Annotated in this window: 16 protein-coding genes; 5 read left to right on the top strand and 11 right to left on the bottom strand. The window is 41.0% G+C overall.

Annotated elements, in window-relative coordinates:
- Positions 1-31 precede the first annotated feature (31 nt).
- Positions 32-1138, bottom strand: a complete 1107-nt coding sequence (locus MTN96_RS11905) for a major royal jelly family protein (protein WP_248531699.1) — start codon at positions 1136-1138, stop codon at positions 32-34.
- Between the two features lie 456 nt (positions 1139-1594).
- Here MTN96_RS11905 and MTN96_RS11910 point away from each other — a divergent pair, with 456 nt between their 5' ends.
- The 3 genes from MTN96_RS11910 to MTN96_RS11920 all read left to right on the top strand — a co-directional run bounded on the left by MTN96_RS11910 (position 1595) and on the right by MTN96_RS11920 (position 3038).
- Positions 1595-2530, top strand: coding sequence for a LysR family transcriptional regulator (locus tag MTN96_RS11910; RefSeq protein WP_029774282.1), 936 nt, complete (start codon positions 1595-1597; stop codon positions 2528-2530).
- 13 nt (positions 2531-2543) lie between these two features.
- On the top strand, positions 2544-2702 hold the full coding sequence (locus tag MTN96_RS11915) for a hypothetical protein (RefSeq protein ID WP_004589679.1): 159 nt from the start codon (positions 2544-2546) through the stop codon (positions 2700-2702).
- A gap of 171 nt (positions 2703-2873) precedes the next feature.
- Positions 2874-3038, top strand: a complete 165-nt coding sequence (locus MTN96_RS11920) for a hypothetical protein (protein WP_232510967.1) — start codon at positions 2874-2876, stop codon at positions 3036-3038.
- Positions 3039-3083: 45 nt separating this feature from the next.
- Here MTN96_RS11920 and MTN96_RS11925 read toward each other — a convergent pair whose 3' ends face one another.
- The 4 genes from MTN96_RS11925 to MTN96_RS11940 form a co-directional block, all read right to left on the bottom strand.
- On the bottom strand, positions 3084-3974 hold the full coding sequence (locus tag MTN96_RS11925; RefSeq protein ID WP_054983126.1) for a dienelactone hydrolase family protein: 891 nt from the start codon (positions 3972-3974) through the stop codon (positions 3084-3086).
- Between the two features lie 281 nt (positions 3975-4255).
- A complete protein-coding gene (locus MTN96_RS11930; protein WP_248531701.1) occupies positions 4256-4924 on the bottom strand; it encodes a SulP family inorganic anion transporter in 669 nt (222 codons plus the stop codon).
- 711 nt (positions 4925-5635) lie between these two features.
- Positions 5636-8785 (bottom strand): efflux RND transporter permease subunit, encoded by a 3150-nt coding sequence (locus MTN96_RS11935; protein ID WP_154945953.1) that lies wholly within the window; start codon positions 8783-8785, stop codon positions 5636-5638.
- On the bottom strand, positions 8782-9963 hold the full coding sequence (locus MTN96_RS11940) for an efflux RND transporter periplasmic adaptor subunit (RefSeq protein ID WP_154945952.1): 1182 nt from the start codon (positions 9961-9963) through the stop codon (positions 8782-8784). Before MTN96_RS11940 ends, MTN96_RS11935 begins: the two co-directional genes overlap by 4 nt.
- A gap of 169 nt (positions 9964-10132) precedes the next feature.
- Between MTN96_RS11940 and MTN96_RS11945 the strand changes: the two genes are divergently transcribed.
- Positions 10133-10396: a YkgJ family cysteine cluster protein gene (locus MTN96_RS11945; protein ID WP_029774574.1), complete on the top strand. Its 264-nt coding sequence runs from the start codon at positions 10133-10135 to the stop codon at positions 10394-10396.
- A gap of 519 nt (positions 10397-10915) precedes the next feature.
- Here the strand turns inward: MTN96_RS11945 and MTN96_RS11950 are convergent.
- Positions 10916-12769 carry a TonB-dependent siderophore receptor gene (locus MTN96_RS11950; RefSeq protein WP_248531703.1) on the bottom strand — a complete coding sequence of 618 codons (1854 nt, stop codon included), beginning with the start codon at positions 12767-12769 and terminating at the stop codon, positions 10916-10918.
- Positions 12770-12946: 177 nt separating this feature from the next.
- Between MTN96_RS11950 and MTN96_RS11955 the strand changes: the two genes are divergently transcribed.
- Positions 12947-13438, top strand: coding sequence for a peptide-methionine (S)-S-oxide reductase (locus MTN96_RS11955; RefSeq protein WP_248531705.1), 492 nt, complete (start codon positions 12947-12949; stop codon positions 13436-13438).
- A 6-nt stretch (positions 13439-13444) separates the two neighbouring features.
- On the opposite strand, the gene MTN96_RS11960 is transcribed toward MTN96_RS11955, so the two are convergent.
- The 5 genes from MTN96_RS11960 to MTN96_RS11980 form a co-directional block, all read right to left on the bottom strand.
- Positions 13445-13810 carry a hypothetical protein gene (locus tag MTN96_RS11960; RefSeq protein ID WP_248531707.1) on the bottom strand — a complete coding sequence of 122 codons (366 nt, stop codon included), beginning with the start codon at positions 13808-13810 and terminating at the stop codon, positions 13445-13447.
- Positions 13794-14090 carry a hypothetical protein gene (locus MTN96_RS11965; protein WP_248531709.1) on the bottom strand — a complete coding sequence of 99 codons (297 nt, stop codon included), beginning with the start codon at positions 14088-14090 and terminating at the stop codon, positions 13794-13796. Before MTN96_RS11965 ends, MTN96_RS11960 begins: the two co-directional genes overlap by 17 nt.
- A gap of 392 nt (positions 14091-14482) precedes the next feature.
- Positions 14483-15034 (bottom strand): DUF4136 domain-containing protein, encoded by a 552-nt coding sequence (locus MTN96_RS11970; RefSeq protein WP_248531711.1) that lies wholly within the window; start codon positions 15032-15034, stop codon positions 14483-14485.
- Positions 15035-15142: 108 nt separating this feature from the next.
- Complete coding sequence (locus MTN96_RS11975) at positions 15143-17920, bottom strand: ATPase (RefSeq protein WP_248531713.1); 2778 nt, start codon at positions 17918-17920, stop codon at positions 15143-15145.
- A complete protein-coding gene (locus tag MTN96_RS11980; RefSeq protein WP_024033404.1) occupies positions 17917-18465 on the bottom strand; it encodes a hypothetical protein in 549 nt (182 codons plus the stop codon). The genes MTN96_RS11975 and MTN96_RS11980 overlap by 4 nt, the downstream gene beginning before the upstream one ends.
- Positions 18466-18468 lie beyond the last annotated feature (3 nt).

The raw sequence follows: 18468 nt of genomic DNA on the forward strand, positions 1-18468 counted from the left end.
GCGGGTATGGCTGGCTTATAAAAATAATTAATTATTTTTGATTAAAGCGAAAACGCGTTAATACGTAAGGTGGTTTTGCATTACCAAAGCCTTGGCTAAATGCAGGGTGCTGGTGGAGCTGATCTTGTGTTACATAAATCCAACCATTGCTCACTGCTAGGCTATCAGGCCATGATAATCGTTTGTCTTGAACAATTATTTCGTAGTGGCCTTTAGTCGTTAAGCCAATGGCATTGTTTTCAAGGTCGGTTACTAAAATACCGCCACCTGGCGCGTAGGTCATGCCATCGCTTGGGTTTTTAGGGCCAAAAACTTCAATGCTTTTTGCTTTTTTAGCATCTGAATACGTGCTATCAGCGAGCGTTTTTGCCGGAATACGGTAAACACTTGTGCCTGTAAATGCGCCAAAGTATACCCATTCATTTTTATCATCAATGGTAATTGGGTTTAAACCAAAACGTAGGTTTGTTGTTTCACCTTTTGCTGATTTAGACGCAACAGGAGAGGCTTCGATGACAATATCGCGCTCCTCTGGCATTAGCTTAGCATTGCCCTCAAGTACACGCGTTGATTCGCCGGTTTTTAAATCAACAACAATAAACGCAGGTTTAGTGGCGCCCATAAAGTTACCAAAAGACATATCGGCAATGTAAATTTTGTCGTTACGTTCATCAATAACAAAGTCTTGTAAAAACGAGTTATCAAGTACAGCGTCTTTATTTAATTCAATGGTATTAACTAAGGTATTGGCAACGCTGTCCCAGGCAATTAGTTTTGCAGCTACTTGCTCGCTGCCCATGTCTAAAATCCACACCACACCTTTGCTGTCGCTATGTACGCCAATTACGGCTGCAAGGCCAACTTTGCCAAGCTCGGGGCCGTCAGCCCAATCTTCGCTAGGGAAAGGTTGTTGAGCACCGTTTGCCATAATTTCAACTACTCGCGTTTTTGGTGCATCAAGCGGGTGCATGCTTACAATCATTCGTCCTGCAGGTGTTATAGTTATACCTGCGCCGCGATATTTATTAAAAGTAGTCACCGTTTCAAGGGGGCCAACGTCTGCTGCATAGGCGCTTGAAAAAGCACTTGCGGCTAATGACAGGGTTGCTATTGCTAAAGTGGTTTTTAATCGTTTCATACTGTGATACCCGTTATGCTAAAAAATAGAGTAAAGCGATTTAAATAGCCTAAATGACTTCGCTTGCGTTGAGGTGAATAATAGGTGAGAATTTTTATGTGATAAACAGGGTAATAATTGAATCTTTATCGAATAATATTAGTTAATTGATAAAGCGAGCGATTGCTTTAAACAAATTTTCTTTTTAAACATACTATTACTGCCCAAAAGCTGGGTTTACTAATAAACGCCTTAAAGATTGTCCTAATTTAATAAATAGTGGTTAGTGACTAGCTGTTGGGTACAGTGTAATATTTGCCTTTATATTGATAAACCGCGCAATAGATAAGCATTGTCAAATATAAATAGACAATAAATCACTTTTTGATTGCTCAATACACTGTAAGCAAACCTAAAGCGCTTAATTTTGCCAAAAATAATAATTAAATTATTAAGTTGATAATGGATTAATACACAATGCTTTTAGAAGACTTACAGGTAATTTTAAAAGTGGCAGAGTTTAAAAGTATTACTGCTGCAGCATCAAATTTAGATATGCGCACCGCCACAGCAAGTGCTGCTGTTAAAAGGGTAGAGCAGGCTTTAGGTTTTGAACTATTTATACGCACCACTCGCCATTTAAGGCTTTCTGCAGCCGGCGAGCGTTACATTCCGCAATGCCAGCAAGCATTGGCAATGCTTGAACAAGCCAAAAATACACTTAAAAGCGATGACGATATAATTGATGGCGAGCTGCGTATTGCGCTTTCTTCTGATTTAGGGCGCAACATTGTGATCCCCTGGCTTGACGAGTTCATGCAAACCCACACTCAGCTCAGCTTGCGCGCCAATATTAGCGACAGTAATATCGACTTTTATCGTGACTCGGTCGACATTGCACTGCGTTATGGTAAACCTAACGATGCCAGCATGTACGGTTTTAAAATTTGCGACGTACCGCGTATTTTATGCGCAGCACAAAGCTACCTTGATACACATGGCACGCCTGCTCATCCTCATGATTTAACAGAACATAAAGGGCTGTTTTATCAACTGCAAGATATAATTAAAGATGTATGGGTATTTAGCGATGCCAGCGAAGAGTTTAAAGTAAAATTGCACGGTGGCCATGCGGCTAACGATGGAGATTTAGTAAGGCGCTGGTGTGTGTCGGGCAAGGGGCTGGCGGTTAAATCGTGCTTAGATATGTCTAACGACTTACTTGCCGGTAATGTCATAAGTGTTATGCCAAGCTTTAAACCCACGCCTACAGAGCTTTGGTTGGTGTGCCCAAGTAGGCAGTCAATCACTCCGGCGGTGCGCTTACTTCGCGATGCCTTTAGAGAAAAAAGCGCCGGTATTTTAAAAGCCCTTATTGCAAAAGGGATTATTGATAAAAGCGTGCTTGGCTAATGAAGGACTGATAATGCAAGTTGATGATATTAGAGTGTTTGTGCCGTGTAAAAATTATCAGCAATCGTGCGACTTTTATCAGGCGCTTGGCTTTACTATTGAGCCTGCATCAGCTGATTTAAGTATTGCAACATCAGGTGAATGTAGTTTGTTTTTATACCAATCGTGTTAAGTTATTAGGCATTTATAGCGACAGTTAAATAGCGTGATAACAAGGCATAAATATCGTCATGTAGTTGTTCTACATAAGAAATTTATAACGCTTTTAGCACGCTAGAATGATTAAATATTTAAGTCGATTGGTATTAATCGTTACTACAACCAAGAATTTGCTGAAAATTTAATGCTGCAAGTGTGCGTATTAAACATAAACGAAGCCTTTAACACTATTAGTAAGTTAACTCACTTTGATATTCGCTTTGAAGGGATAAAACAAGAGCCGTGGGGTAAAGTGATTTATTTATGGGGACCATCTGGTGAGCTTTTACACATTACAGAGCTCAATTAACTTAAAAAATGCCACCCATTTTAAGCTGGTGGCATTACCTTATTATTAACTTAGTTTTTCATTAAAAAACGCTAAGGTACGCTGCCAAGCAAGTTCTGCTTTTTGCTCATCATAACGCCCAGTAGAGTCGTTATGAAAACCATGATTAGCGCCTTCGTACATGTGCATAATGTACTCAACATTGTTAGCTTTTAAGCTTTTTTCATAATCAGGCCATGTAGCGTTAACGCGTTTATCAAGCTCACCTAATTGAATCATTAAAGGCGCTTTTATATTTTTGTGCAGTGACTCACTGGCAGGAGTACCATAAAAAGGCACGCCCGCGCTCAATAAGTCACTCTCAACCGCCGCTAAGTAATTAACAATGTAACCACCAAAACAAAAGCCCACAGCTCCCAGTTTGCCGTTACTATTCGAATGATTTTTTAAAAAGTGAGCCCCAGCTACAAAATCGTTTTGAATTTTAGCTCTGTCCATGGTTTTTTGCATGGCGCGGCCTTCATCGTCATTGCCCGGGTAGCCACCAAGCGCAAAGAGCGCATCGGGTGCAAAGGCAATAAAGCCTTTTTTGGCTAAGCGCCTGGCTACATCTTTAATATATGGGTTTAAACCACGGTTTTCGTGAATAACTAATACAACCGGCAGTTTACCTTCAATTTTGCTAGGTACAGCTAAGTAGCCTTTGCCTTTACCATGCCCGTTTGGCGAATCAAATTCTTCGTAGGTGGCTTTAATATCATCATCGTTAAATGATACTTGCTCTGCAAACGCATAATTAGGTAACAGGGCACTGGTTAGTACGCTCATTGAAAAACCAAGTGCAGCTAACCCACCTAGTTTTTTCATAAATGTACGTCGGTCCATTAAACCGTGGGCGTATTCGTCGTACCAATCAAAGGCTTCTTGCGGGATATGATCTGATTGCGGGGTATTCATGGCTGCTCCTTAACTTTATTATGTATATTTATTATTTAAATACCATAACGTATTAGGAGTAAAAAACGAGCAGTTTATCTTTTAAATTTATAGATCTCATTAATATAAAATAAAAGACTAGTAAACTTTAATTTATCTACCTTCATAGCCCTTCATCAATATTTATAAAAAGCTCGGGAAATTCTGAGCTTTTTTAGTGAGTTACCTAAGTGACGTGTTACGCCATAGCGTCGTTGGCTACAGGGTATTTAGGGTCTTCAACAATGTTAACCTCAACCAAATCACCGGCTTTTTGCAATAACTTGGCAGACTCTGGACTCAAGTGGCGTAAAGGTGACCAGCGCCGTACACACTGCTATTGCAGCAAGAGGGGCAGGAATTGCTTTAGTATAGCGCGGTAAAAAATACACAATTGCCATGGTTAACGCAATTAGCCCCATCATGGTAAGCATAGCTGGGCTGGTTAGTTGCATCCAATCACCTGCGTAGGTAAACATATCGTGTTGCTTATCGTAAACTACGCGAACGTTTTCTTTAAATTGGCCAAATTGCGCCATACCAATCACAATAGCTAAGCCATTTACAAAGCCAAGCGTTACAGGGTGAGGTAACAGCCTAATAAATTTGCCCATTTTAAAAGCGCCAAACACAACTTGCAGCACACCGGTTAATACCACGGCGGCCAACAAGTACTCGAGTCCAAACATAATAATAAAGGCGGTGGTGACTACAGCCATAGAGCCAGCAGCACCCGAAATCATACCAGGGCGGCCGCCAAACACGGCGGTAATAAAGCCAACAAAAAACGAGCCATAAAGTCCCATCATTGGGTCAATTCCCGCTACAAAGGTAAACGCAACGGCTTCGGGAATGAGCGTAAGCACAGCGGTTAAGCCGGCTAATACATCATTTTTAAAATTAGCGCTGCGTTTGCTTATTAAATCAAACATAGGGTTCCTTAGGGTGCATAAATAAACTAGATGCCATAGCGCTTTAAGCGGATAGCAGTATGTTTAGGTGTTTTAAATTTACGTGTATAGGGCGTGTTGATCTTTGCGGATTGAGATTTGTTCAATCTAGGGGCGATCAAATCGCGGCGCGAGGTTTGTAACCTAGTGGGCTCGATAACTGCTCCTGCGTTATTCTAATGACTTACATCCATTAAGAATAAGTAAAAACCGAGCAAAGCTTCCGCGTCCTGCTCACGCCCCTTACCTACATCCATGTAGGCAACAAAGAGTTTATCGCCCCTAGGCAGAACCCAAAGGGCAGCGTATGTTTGGCATTTATGCTACGTTATCGCCCATTTATGGGGAGTAACCACACTTCATAGGCTCTGCCTTGCCTAAAAACCAAACATACTGCTGCAAATTCAAACGCCAAAGGTCAACACGCCCTCGTTATTAGAGCTAAGTGGAGGGCACTTAACTGACAAGCGGCTCAAAACCATTGCGGTGTGAGCTTAATGCTAAGCAATAAAATTATAATGCGTTAGCGATGCTTTAAATTGAGGGCGCATAATACGCTGATATAATTAAAATAATTATCCATAATTTATTTGAAACACTTTATAAAAACTATTAATAACGCAGTGCAATATTTAGGCAATAAAAAGCTCGGCGTATTAGGCCGAGCTTTAATGGTTGGGAGAGAAACTTTAATTATTTGGCAGTGGGTGCCGGTTGAATACTTATAGGTTGCGATTTACCAAGTAGCTTACGGGTAAGGCGCTTAGCGTCTTCTAGTGCTACGTATTGGCAAGGTATAAGTATTAAAGTAATTACCGTGGCAAATAGCACACCAAAGGCCAGCGATACCGCCATAGGAATAACTATTTTAGCCTGTAAGCTGGTTTCCATAATAATTGGCATTACACCAATAAATGTAGTGATTGAGGTAAGCAATATAGCTCTAAAGCGCTTTGCACCGGCTTGCATAACGGCCTGTTTTACGGCCATGCCTTCTGCGCGTGCTTTATTTACAAAATCAACCATTACGAGGGAGTCGTTTACGACTATGCCCGCTACAGCAATGATGCCAAACATAGACAGCCCGCTCATAGTCATACCTAATATTACGTGACCAAACATTGCACCTACTACACCAAATGGAATAACCGACATAATAATAAGCGGCTGCGAGTAAGAGCGAAGCGGAATGGCCAATAAGGCAAATATAATCATCAACGATATAGCAAAGTCGCGTAACTGCTCATCGGCGCTGTCCATTTCTTCTTGTACGCGCCCAGCCACATTACTTTTAACGCCTGGGTAGCTTTTAAGCAGTGAAGGTAAATAGGTATCGCGAATTTCTTGTGCAATAGCAAACGGCTCAACTTGGTCAGTATTTACTGCTGCCCAGACATTAACAGTACGGTTTGAATTTTCACGGCGAATACGGTTTACACCATCTACTAGCCTAACTTCGGCTACTTCGCTTAACGGTACTTCTGCGCCGGTTGGGGTAATAATACGCGCATTTTGAATGTTGCTAATTGAGTTACGCTCGCTTTCTGGGTAGCGTATCATTACTTTAATTTCTTCGCCTTCGCGTAAAATACGCTGTGCTTCTAATCCGTAGTAACTAAAGCTTACTTGCGATGCAACGTCGGCAAGTGTAAGTCCCATGCTGTAGGCCAGAGGTTTTAAATCAAGCTGTACTTCGTCGGTGGCACTTTGCAGTGAGTCGTTTACATCGCCTACACCTTCCATGCTTTGTAGTTTAGCTTTTAGTTTACCAGCTACTTCTTTTAGCTCATCGGCATCTTTGCCTTGTAGCCTAAAACTTACGTCGCCGTCATCACGTCCGCCGCTAAAAATATTATCTTGAATATTAAGCGTTTTAACACCTGGAAGCGGGGGCATTTGCTCGCGCCACAAAGTGCTTAATGCAAAGGTGTCGATAGGGCGCAAGTGTGGCTCTACTAAAATAGCCATAATGTTTGCTTGAGTACGCCCGCGTAGGCTTACCGATAAATCGCGGATCATGCTTTGGCCGTATTGCTCTTCAAGCTCTTTATCTACTTTGAGTAATACATCTTCTATTTTACGGGCCGTTTCAAGGGTGGCTTGCTCCGAAGAGGCCAGGTTCATTTCAAGCGTAATACGCGGAAAATCATGCGGTATTTTAGGGTTAGGCACAAACTTAACTAAGCCGCCTGCAAACATACCTGCACTGACTATTAATATACATAAAAAGCCAATAATTACGGTATAACGATAATGTATACAATGACCTATAAAAGGCGTGTAATAGTTTTGTACAAAGTGTTTTAAGCCACTATCAACCACATTACGCAGTTTATGTAATGGGTTTTTAGGGTTAGGTTTACGTGGGTTCATGGCTGCAATATGCGCAGGTAATATTAGCTTTGATTCAATCAGCGAGAAAATCAAACACAATATAATAACCACACCAATGGCTTTAGAAAACGCAGCGCCTGGGCCCGATGCCATAGCTTGCGGTAAAAACGCCGCGATAGTGGTTAAAACACCAAAAGTGGCAGGCATTGCAACGCGCTTAACTCCGCGAATAACATTATCAAGGCTATGGCCGTGTTTTTCTATTTCGGCACTGGCAGACTCACCCACGACTATGGCATCGTCGACCACAATGCCGAGAACAATAATAAAGGCAAATAACGACACCATGTTTATGGTGATGTCTAAAAAGCCAATTGGCATAAACAAAAAGGCACCTAAAAATGAAACGGGTAAGCCCATCATTACCCAAAAAGCTAAACGCAGCGGTAAAAACAGTGCCAGCACTATCATTACTAAAATACCGCCCCATACCATGTTGTCGATCATCATATCGAGTCGACCTTCAAGGTAGTAAGTTAAATCAACAATAGGGGAGAGCTTTACGCCTTGTGGAAGCTTTGATTGTTTTTCTGCCATGTAGCCTTTAAGAATTTTAGCTACATCGGTAATGTCTTGATCTTTAGAGGCATCTACTTCAAACGTGAGTGAGTTTTTACCGTTATATTTAGAGTAAAGTAAGCCTTCTTCAAAACCATCATTAATCGTTGCTACATCGCCTAAGTTAATCTGTGCGCCATCGGCAAGCGTTATAAGCGGAAGCTTTGCAAATTCACCACCACGGTAGGCTTGTTTTTCAACACGCATTGAAATATAGCCAGTGTCAGAGCGAATTTGCCCTGCCGACATATTGGTAGAAAAATTTTGCACCGCACTTGAAACATCTCTAAAAGTTAGGCCATATTCACGTAGTTTGTCGGGGCTTATTTCTATGCCTATTTCGTAATCTAGGCCACTGTAAAAGTCGACTAAATTAACGCCAGGTAAGGCGAGTAGTTCATCTTTTATGTCGTTACCTAGCTCTTTAAGCTGGTAGTAACTCATGTCGCCATAAAGCGCGAGGATCATCACCTCTTGCTGAAATTTTTCACGCTGAATAACAGGGCGCTCCATTCCTGCCGGAAAGGTATTGATAGAATCAACTTGCGCTTTTATTTCGTCTAGGGCTTCTTGTAGGTCGTATTTTTCTTCTATTTCTACCCACGCTTGCGCATAACCTCGGTTAGAGTAAGTGATTAAACGTTTTATACCCTCGGTACCTTCAAGGTTTTCTTCAATTTTTATCGTTATACCTTCTTCAACCTCTTGCGGGGCTGCGCCTGGGTATACCGCTTGAATACTCACCCAGTTACTTTCAAACTGCGGGAATGCCTGTTTACGAATTGTCAGCGCCGTTAAAAGCCCGCCAATAAGTATAAAAATCATGATGAGGTTTGCCGCCACTGGGTTACGTGCAAACCAAGCAATTAAGCCTTTTTCTGAGGTACTCATGGTGTATCCTCTTTAAGTGCTAATTGAGTCACATCGCTTTTAGGCTCAGTGCCTTCTAGCTTAACCGCCATGCCTTCTGTTGGGTATTCAAGGGCAGAGGTAATTAGTTGCTCACCACTGTTTAAGCCTTGGTTTGCAATCACCATACCGTTTTGTTCACGTACAATATTAAGCGTTTTAAAACTCAGGGTGTGATCGTCGTTTAAAATAGCAATTTTGTTATTTTTAACTAAATGGTGCGGCACTATAATCGCGTTATCAAGCGCGCGGCCTTTTATGGTGGCATTTATATAAGAGCCAAAACGCAGTGGTTTGGTGTTATCAGCGTACGGAGTTGGTAACTGAGCAACTAAATAGCTCATACGGCTGGTTTGATCTACCACACCTTCGCTTCGTACAACCTTGGCTTGCCATGTTGTTTGTTTGCCGGCAAATTCAGCGTTAAGTGTAACCAACGCGCCAATACCGCCGTTATCTAAGTATTGCAGCTCTTTATCTGCAACTGGTAAACGTACCTCTGCAACTGAGGTAGCGCTTAGCTCGCCAAACTTGCTACCCGCACTAACCACTGAGCCTAAGCTAATGGTGCGTTGATTTATTATAGCGTCGTAAGGGGCTTTGATGTACGTGCGTTCTAAATTACGTTTAGTGCGTTTTACACGGGCTTGGGCAGAGCGAAAGTTTGCCATTTTTTCTGCAAGTTGTGGTTTACGTAAATAAAGCTCTGATGCAATTGCATCGCTTGAGTCTGATTTAATACGCTCCCATTCGGCTTTAGCTACGTGAGCTTGCGCGCGTTCTATTTCAAGCGCTGAACTTGCTTGGGCAAGGCCTGCTTCGGCCTCAATTAAATCGGCCTCGTAATCATTTGGATCAATTCGTGCTAAAATATCGCCTTGCTTTACAAACGCGCCTTCAACAAATTGTTCGGCTACTGAAATAACTTGCCCGCTTACTTGTGCAACCAGCTCTGTACGGTCTTTAGGTTTTACTACGCCGTACGATTTAACATCGAGCGTTATTGCATCAATGTTTACGTTTTGCGCAGCAACAAGTGGGCGAGTGTCTTGTTCTGGTTTTTCTTCTGGTGGCGTTTTCATGGCTGAAAGGCCAAAAGCGAGTGCAATCCCGGCTGCTAAAACCGCGACTGGTAATAAAATTTGTTTTTTAGTAGCCACAAGGCATTCCTTCATATATTTGGTGACAAGGCAATAATACGCAATAAAGTGTTTACAAGGCGTTTTAAGATGTAACAAAGCATTACATATGTGTATTACAGATGAATAATGGGCTAGGCAGGGTGTAAATTTAAATACAAAGGCCTGGCTTTAACTAACAGAGGTATTTATGAAAACAGAGCCTATGGCATGTCGCTTAGGCTGCGGCGCATGTTGCATTGCACCGAGTATTAGCTCGCCAATACCAGGTATGCCAAACGGTAAAAAAGCCGGAGAGCGTTGTATTCAGCTTGATGAGAACAATTTATGTAAACTATTTGGCGATGAAAGCCGTCCTAAAGTATGTAGCGATTTTAGCGCCACGCGCGATGTATGTGGGTCAACTAATGCAGAGGCTCTAGCGCTTATTACCGAACTTGAGCAGTTAACCTAGCTTACGAAGTTAATACACATATATTTACATTTATCTATTACTGAGTAATTTTTTAAGTAATTAAAAGCTGCGCTGTTCACGCGAGCAAGCTCTGCGTCTACCGCAAACGTGTAGATATATGGTTGTTTTGTAGACGTGAAGCTTGCTTACGTGACAGGCAAAGCCTGTAAAAGTGGATTATTTACAAAGAGGGCAAGAGGCGCGGGGCTTTTAGAGGGAGAGATTGATTTTAAGTATTGGTTGGCTTTTGTTTTCTCATTTACTGCTTATTCGTTTCTCTTTGTGCTGCTTTTACTGGCTTAAGGCCATAAAGTGAGTAACTCACAAAGAGGGCAAGAGGCGCTGCGCTTTTAGAGGAAGAGATTAACTTTAAGCAGTAGTTGGCTTTTGTTTTCTCATTTACTCCTCATTCGCTTCTCTTTGTGCAATATTTTTTGCATAAAAACTATGCTTTTGTATCAATAAACACAGCGTCTACAAATCAAAGTATAAATTGAGTTTGTAAACGCCGCTTTAATTTTACCAACTATACGTTGCGCTTAGCGTATATTGCTCACCGCGCCCTGGTGTACCAGGTATTTCTTCAAACGACTCATCCCATACCTTATCTGCCGCTAAAGTAATAAATAAATTGCTTATCTGAGGCGGGGTTATTTTAAGCGTGAGTTGGGTAAAAAGCGCGTTGTCGTCGCCGTTTCTAAGCGCGTTTTTGTGTTGTGTACGCCATTCGTTATCTATTCTAAATTCTAAAATATCAGTTGGGTTATACACAGCGCCGAGTGTTAAACGGTGATCGGGGAAGTTTAACGCGTAAAAACTGGCATCAATATCGGTTGCGCCGTAGTTCTCTGATTTATGTAAATAGGTGTAGCTAGCAATAAGTTTTGCTGTATCAAAGTGCTTAGTCGCTAAAAATTCAACCCCTGCAGTATCAATATCAACCGGGTTTGCAAAGCGCGCCGAGGTAGAATCAAAATTAAAGGTCCAATCGGTTAAGTTATTATCTTTTCGATAAAAAATAGCCGAATTCAACTGCCAACTTTGCTCTTCAAGTAATAAACCTAGCTCTAAGTTTGAAGTAGTTTCGCGCTCAAGGTTGTAGTTACTTCTAAATAATCCACCAGAATCGCTGCCGCCAATGGCTGTGTAGCCTGCAACTTGGCTTGCCTGCGCGTATGATAAATAAATACTTTGCGCTGTGCCGTCATTATTTTGGGTATTTAAGGTTATATCACCTATAGCTGATACTTCAGCATCATCACGGTTTGTATCGTCATACGCCGCCCCTAAACGAAAAATAAGCTGTTGGTTAGCCTTTAGCGCCATTGTGTATTGGGGCAATACGCTCAGCTTATAATATTTTCGTGAGGTGAAATTGTTTTCAAGTGTGGTTGATTCAATCGAGTCATCAATAAATTGTGCTGAGTAATTGATTGCAAATGCATTGCTTTGTGCATGGCGGCCCGAAAGAGCAAGCGATTTAACTTCACTTTTATGAAACGCTTCAAATGCACTTGGGTTTTCGCGCGAGTAAATATAGTGATCGTCATGGGTGCGGTAATACGCCGATACTTCAACATTACTGTTTTCAGCGTAATTTTGTTTGTGATTAAGCATCCAAAGGCGGGTTTCTAAATCTTCAGTTTCGTTAACGCCAAAAGGGGTATACAAGTTAGGCCAGCCAAAAAACTTATCTTGCGAGCCATAAAATAAATCGGTTTGGCTATTCTTACTTGCCAATTGCACGCGAGCTGAGGCGCGCGAAAAGTCATGGTCACCATTATCAATAGTGCCATCACTTTGCGAGTGAGAATATTCACCTTCAAAACCTAAGGTATAGTCAGCTAAGCTATCAAGTTGTGTGTTTTTAGCAGCATGAATGCTTTGAAGATTAAAGTCGTTCGTACCAGTACCAAGCGATACACTACCGCCAGTAATAATCGGTTTCCAACCAAACGAAACCGTACCTACAGAGCTGTTCATACCGTACAGTGCGTTATCGGCACCGGTTAAAACTGCTGGGCCGCTTAGCATTTGCGGTGCAATGGGAATTTCAGCAAAATAATGACCAGATTGCGGGTCAAGCAGGGTAGCACTGCCTACTCTAAAGCCGGTGTTTTCAAAAATACCGCCACGAATAGTTACATCAGCTTGTGCCTCAGCCATATTTCGTGATTGAAGATCTACACGCGGATCGTATTCTAAATTAGAAATAGGCGAGTCAAATGTACCTACAGGCAGTTTATTCGCAGTAGGCGAAGCCTCCACTGTTATTTGCTCGATTGAAGACTCATCAGATAACGTATTAGCATAAACAAATGGGGTAACACTGCATAAAAGTGCAGGCAGTATAATGTGTGGTGTGCGGTTCATGTGTTTCTCATCGTTTTTTTATTTGTAGCTGCGGTTACAATTAATTTCAAAGCTTATATTTGGGCATGATAAAATAGCCAAATGTAACAGCAGTAATTCTGTGCGCGATTGTACATTAATTTGTTAATATCTGCATTTGATAACCATTCACACTTTTCTCATTAGGTAACATTTATAATGGATATTAAAGAACACAATACTATTTACTTTGCTGGTGGCTGCCTATGGGGCGTACAAGAGTTTATGAAGCATTTGCCAGGTGTTGTTAGCACACAGGCAGGGCGCGCTAATGGTTTAAGTAAAACTACAGATGGCGAATACGATGGTTACGCAGAATGCGTAAAGGTAATTTTTGACCTAAACGCCGTTAGCCTAAATAAGCTGTTTGACTACTTTTTTGAAATTATTGACCCATACAGCATTAATAAACAAGGGGATGACGTAGGCCCTAAATACCGCACTGCTATTTACAGCAAACACCAAAGCCATTTAGAGGCAGCAAACAACTATATCAAAAAGCGCAGCGATGCTGATAAAATCGCTGTACAGGTAGAGCCGCTAACTAATTACGTACCAAGCGATCCTGAGCATCAAGACCGTTTAACCAACCACCCAGATGACTATTGCCATATACCTTTTGAGTTATTGTATAAATACAAAACGAGTTAATAAAAACTATTGTTTATTTTTTCTTTGAGCTTTTTTGCTTAGCTTTTTCTCTTTTTTACGCGGAAACATGTCTCTGATTAGGTACGGTACTGCTAAAAAAAAGATCCCACACCCTAAGTAAAAAAAAAGGTTAAAAAGATAAGCAAATGGAGAGGTAGAGAAAAAATAAACCTCAGATTCAACTCGATAATCTGTTGGTGTAAGTACATAACCGTCGTATATAGATTTGACTGCGATTATGATAGATAAGGAGCCTATAGCTAAAAAAAACAAGGAGAATGCTATTTGATTTAATAACATTCTGGTATTACTAATATTAGCGTGTTTTATTTTTGGCTTCTTTTTTGTTTTTTTATTATTTGGTTGCTTCATGTTTACCAAAAAAAGTAATAATCATAGCTATAAATATACCGACAAAGCCTACGGTTGAGAAAACTAAACTATATTCACTTTGAATACTGAAAATATTTAGCAGGCTAGTTATTAAAAAAAGTGATATTCCAGCAGCTTTTATAATTTCTTGTGTTTTATTCAAACGTATCCATGTTTGACAATATGGGCACTCGACTTCAAAAAATATCCCTTTTTTATTAGTGTTTTTTATTTCCGTACTTTTGATCTTATTATGGCAACTAGGCCATGTAGGTTTCATTTTAATCCTTTATTTAACCTTTTTAATTTCTCTTAGTACTTTAAAATCAATATAGCTTGATCAGCGGTTTACTGTAAATACCAGTCTTTGGAAGTGGTGTAAGTGTTTTCTGCTAAAAACTATTTACAAAGATATTACTGTCAACGCTACTCTAGGTAGGCTCACACTTAAATTATATTAGAAAAATTATACATAATTTAAAGCTTCACTTTCTTGCTCAAATAATTAGTCCCTATAACTTAAATTTAGCTCGGAATAGTTGTAGACGTGCAGCTTGCTGACGTGATGAGCGCAGCTCATAATTATTTAAATCTGAAGTCCCAAAAATAAACACCCACAAAAAAGCTCACATAATGTGAGCTTTTTAAAACTTATTTAACGCTAATTTTAACTTAATGCTGCTTTTGCGGCGGGAAGTTGCTTAAAATATTAGCGACTGTTTCTTTAATTGATGCTTCGCGTTGTTCAGGCGATTGTTTTTTCTTTAAACGGCCTTCTTTTGCGCCGCGCCATACAAGTTGGTTTGATTCGCGGTCAATAATATCAATCACCAAAGTACCCACTTCGTATTCACGGGCGCTAATATCGCGTTGAAAGCCCGTACCCCAGTATCCCCAACGTGCGCCGTAGCCTACGTTAAAGCTGTCTACTTCTAGCTCTTTATCTACCGATGCATGGTAGTTAACTAGTACGTCAGCTTGGGCTGGGTCTACTAAGCTCATACCTAATGTTTGGCTAAGCTCTTTATTAACGGCAGTACGTACACGTTTTTCCATTAAGCCGTTAATTTGGTAGTTTGTGGTGTCTTTGGTTAGGCTCGCGTTTTCTACCCAAGCAAATGTTTTAAAATTACTAAAGTTGGCTGATTTGTCGTAATCCCAGTCTGGGGTTTGCGTACAGGCTGTAAGTAATGTCAGCGCTGCAACAATAAGTATATTTTTCATTACCTTTGCTCCAATAAAATGCGTTAATTTAAAATAACACACATCGTTTAAATGTGTATTAGTTTAACGTCCTATATTTTAGTTTAGTTGGTTTGCCTTAACGGCCAATTAATTGTGTTCAACTTCAATCCAGTCTTTTTCGTCTACCCAGTTTTGGGCGCCATCTTTTACTGAACGAATAGGTACAATGTAATCACAGCTTACCTGCGGTTTAACCGAGGCAAAAATTGGCACAAAGCCAAAGCTCAGTGCCGTTTCTATGATTGCTTTTTGGTTTTGCGGGTCGATATCAGCCGCTTCATCAATATAAATAGGTATACGGTAAAGGTTTTGTTCCTGATCGCTTAATAAGTAACGAATAAACAACATGCCACATAATAACTTAATAGTAATACGTGTGCCGTTTGAGCCAGCTGAGTCTATTTTTTCAAAGTGTTCGGTTTCGCCAGCGCGGTTAACCACTTCAAAACGAATATCAAATAAATCAGTTAATGTAAGGCCTGCTTTGTCGGAGGCAAGTTTTATTAGGTGATCTTTTGCTTCGTTTACCGCGCTTTCGCTGTAAGGTTCTTGGCTTAATAAATCAAGGGTGTCGCCTTGTTCAAACTGATGCGACGTGCTGATAATGGTATCAATACTATCAACCAGCATTTTGCGCGGTATTACGTTAATTTTAAACGCTTGAAGGTTAGAAATACGGTGCTGGCTTATCCCTTTATTAAAGCTGTTCATTTCGCGGCGAAGGCGGTCTAAGTCTTCACGCAAGCCTTTAATTGTGGCGGCTACTTCGGTTAGGGCTACGCGGCCTTGGCGCTCAACGGCATCGCGTTCGTTATCAAGGTTATGAAACGCGCTAATCAACTTTTGGTATTTAGTAAATTCGTCGTTTTCGTTATCGAATTTAGTAATACCCGCGTTATATACATGCAAATAGGTATTACGTACGTTTATGTCAAAGTTGCGCAGCTCTTGGCAGTCTTTATTAAAGTGATGTACTAAGTCGCTTAGGTTATCAAAGTCGACTGTTATATCAATCATATACGGGGTTACTTTACCGCTGTATAAATCAAGCGTGTGGTCAATTCGTTCGCTTTTAACTTGGCGTAGGCGCTCGGTTTGGCGATTAATTTGCTCTTGCTTAGATTTAATTAACGAGCGCCTGTCTGCAATTGAGCCACTATTTTTTTGAATGTCTTGCAGGTAGTCGTCAACTTGTTCTCGCTCTGCTAATAACTGCTCTTTTAGCATGGATTGCGCTTCTACCGACTGCTGCATTACCTCAAATTGCTCTAAGCGTTTTAGGGCGCTCTCTGCGCTCATTAGCTCATCGTAAAGTGCATCTTTTTCTTTTTGTTTATCGGCCACGTTAGCGGCTACTTCGCGCTGTTGTTTAAACTCTTTTAACGAGCGTTCCAGCGCGTCTAGCTGAGCGCTAAGCTGGGCTTTGTTTTCGCCGCTTTGCATTTGCACTGGCGACAGTTTTTTAAGTTTAATGCTTGCCCCTGGCAGGGTTAGTACACCGCCTTTAACGTTTTCGCTTAATAGCGATAAAAATTCCCCAAAAGCGTCTTCATCATCAATGGTTATATCGCCATTGCTGGTGGTGGCAAACGAGAGTATATCGGGGTTTAAAATGCGCGATATTTCTTCTACTTCTTTAAGTGATAGGTCTTCGCGCATTCGAGTAAACAAATTAAACTCAAGGTTTTTAAGCTGCAGTTTTAAGCTTTTAATTTGCTTTTGAGTTTCGCTAATGCGGTAATCAAGCGTGTGTAGGCTTTGCCCTTGTGCGCTGGTAATCGAGTGCGAAAGCGACTCGTAGTCTTGCTTAAGTTGGCCAAGGTTGGTTTTAAGGGTGGCTTTATTTACCAGTTCAAACTCGCTTTTAAGAGCGCTGTAATCTAAAAACCATTGCTCAATTTGGGTTTGCCTGCGCTCTATATCGCGAGATTGTTGTACGTATAAGCTTTGCTTTTGCTCAAACTCGTGTTTTTCCTGCTCTATGTCTTCAAGGGCAATGGCTAGTTCGCTTAGTTGCTGTTCTTGGTAGGTATCAAAGTCTATTAATGCTTGATCAATTTTAGGCGCGTAGGCTGCTAACTTACCTTTAAGCACGGTTTGGTTTTCAAGCATTGATTCAAGCGCTGTTATTGGCTCTTGCATTGATTCAAGCGCTTTTAATTCGCGTTTAGCACGATTTACTTTATCAAACGAGCGACGCCATACTTCGTAAAAGTCCACTTTAGAGTTAGACATATGGCGTTCAAACACACGCAGCATAAAGCGTTTAACATCGCTTGCACCCAATTTGTGTAAGTTAAGAATACGCCTAAAAATTTCTTTATAAATGGCGGAGTCTTGCACGTTATTAAGCGGGATCATTTTTAAATTAATGTCGCCGTCAAAAGGGGTTGCGCCGCCGGTAAGTAGGGCGTTTAGCTCTTGTGCTTTAAGCTCTATAGGGTTGTAACCTTGCGTTTTTAAATGATTAAACAGCTTGGTAAACTTAATAATGGTATTACCTTGTGTGTACTGCGCTAAATCAAGTTTGCCTTGATAACAAAAGTACTGATGCGCGTAACCGGCTATTTTACCAAGGCCTGCTACACCAATAACCACCGAGCCATGGGGGAGGTTGGCTTCAAGCAAAATGTACGACTGATCTGATGAAAAATAAAATTTACGGGTTTCATCTAAATCGTGCCCGTCCCATTCGGTTAGGCGCAAATCGTTTATTAGCGGAAATTGCAGGGCGTTAATAACCGAGCTTTTACCGGTATTGTTTGGTGCACAAATAGAGCTACTTTTATCAAGCGGAATAACACACTTTGCATAGCCTGCGGTATTAAGTAGGGCGAGTTTACTTAGTCCGTATAAGTTTTTCATTGCTCGTCCTCAGTAATGTAGGTTTCTTCGTTTACTTCCATAAGTGCATCAATATAGCGGTGAATAGGCGCTTGTAACATAAAGCCGCCTTCTACTTCGCGGGCAAGGCCTAAACGTACCATGCGCAGGTATACGTCTTTACGTAAATCTGAGCCCGAAAATATCTCAAGTTGATCAAACAAGTGTTTATTAATTTGCACTAAGGTTTGCATCAGTTCTAAATCGTTTACTTCATCAAATAGGGCACGCATTGGGTCTTTACCCGTATTGGCAAAATGCTCAATTAAAATGTAAATAGTCAGTGCTATAGCACGGGATATTTTCCCCATGTTTGGCGTGCTTTCGTCGCTGGCAAAGTAGTAAAAGCCGCGGCTGTCGTGTTTTAAATCGTGACCAAGGGCGCTAAATAAGGCGCTGTAAGATTCTATGTGCTGGTCAAGCTCTTGCCACATTACGTTGTCTTGTTCGCAAATATGGTAACCCGCACCTAATTTTTTATTAATGGCTTGTAGGTGCGTAAGCTCGTCTAAGTTTATATGTGTCATGTG

It is taken from the genome of Pseudoalteromonas sp. 2CM28B (genome assembly GCF_023161935.1).

Coding starts and splice junctions, on each gene's coding strand:
- MTN96_RS11910 (WP_029774282.1), top strand. CDS start 1,595: ATGCTTTTAGAAGACTTACAGGTAATTTTAAAAGTGGCAGAGTTTAAA.
- MTN96_RS11950 (WP_248531703.1), bottom strand. CDS start 12,769: ATGAACCGCACACCACACATTATACTGCCTGCACTTTTATGCAGTGTT.
- MTN96_RS11930 (WP_248531701.1), bottom strand. CDS start 4,924: ATGTTTGATTTAATAAGCAAACGCAGCGCTAATTTTAAAAATGATGTA.
- MTN96_RS11965 (WP_248531709.1), bottom strand. CDS start 14,090: ATGAAACCTACATGGCCTAGTTGCCATAATAAGATCAAAAGTACGGAA.
- MTN96_RS11955 (WP_248531705.1), top strand. CDS start 12,947: ATGGATATTAAAGAACACAATACTATTTACTTTGCTGGTGGCTGCCTA.
- MTN96_RS11960 (WP_248531707.1), bottom strand. CDS start 13,810: ATGAAGCAACCAAATAATAAAAAAACAAAAAAGAAGCCAAAAATAAAA.
- MTN96_RS11905 (WP_248531699.1), bottom strand. CDS start 1,138: ATGAAACGATTAAAAACCACTTTAGCAATAGCAACCCTGTCATTAGCC.
- MTN96_RS11945 (WP_029774574.1), top strand. CDS start 10,133: ATGAAAACAGAGCCTATGGCATGTCGCTTAGGCTGCGGCGCATGTTGC.
- MTN96_RS11975 (WP_248531713.1), bottom strand. CDS start 17,920: ATGAAAAACTTATACGGACTAAGTAAACTCGCCCTACTTAATACCGCA.
- MTN96_RS11980 (WP_024033404.1), bottom strand. CDS start 18,465: ATGACACATATAAACTTAGACGAGCTTACGCACCTACAAGCCATTAAT.
- MTN96_RS11925 (WP_054983126.1), bottom strand. CDS start 3,974: ATGAATACCCCGCAATCAGATCATATCCCGCAAGAAGCCTTTGATTGG.
- MTN96_RS11915 (WP_004589679.1), top strand. CDS start 2,544: ATGCAAGTTGATGATATTAGAGTGTTTGTGCCGTGTAAAAATTATCAG.
- MTN96_RS11920 (WP_232510967.1), top strand. CDS start 2,874: ATGCTGCAAGTGTGCGTATTAAACATAAACGAAGCCTTTAACACTATT.
- MTN96_RS11935 (WP_154945953.1), bottom strand. CDS start 8,785: ATGAGTACCTCAGAAAAAGGCTTAATTGCTTGGTTTGCACGTAACCCA.
- MTN96_RS11970 (WP_248531711.1), bottom strand. CDS start 15,034: ATGAAAAATATACTTATTGTTGCAGCGCTGACATTACTTACAGCCTGT.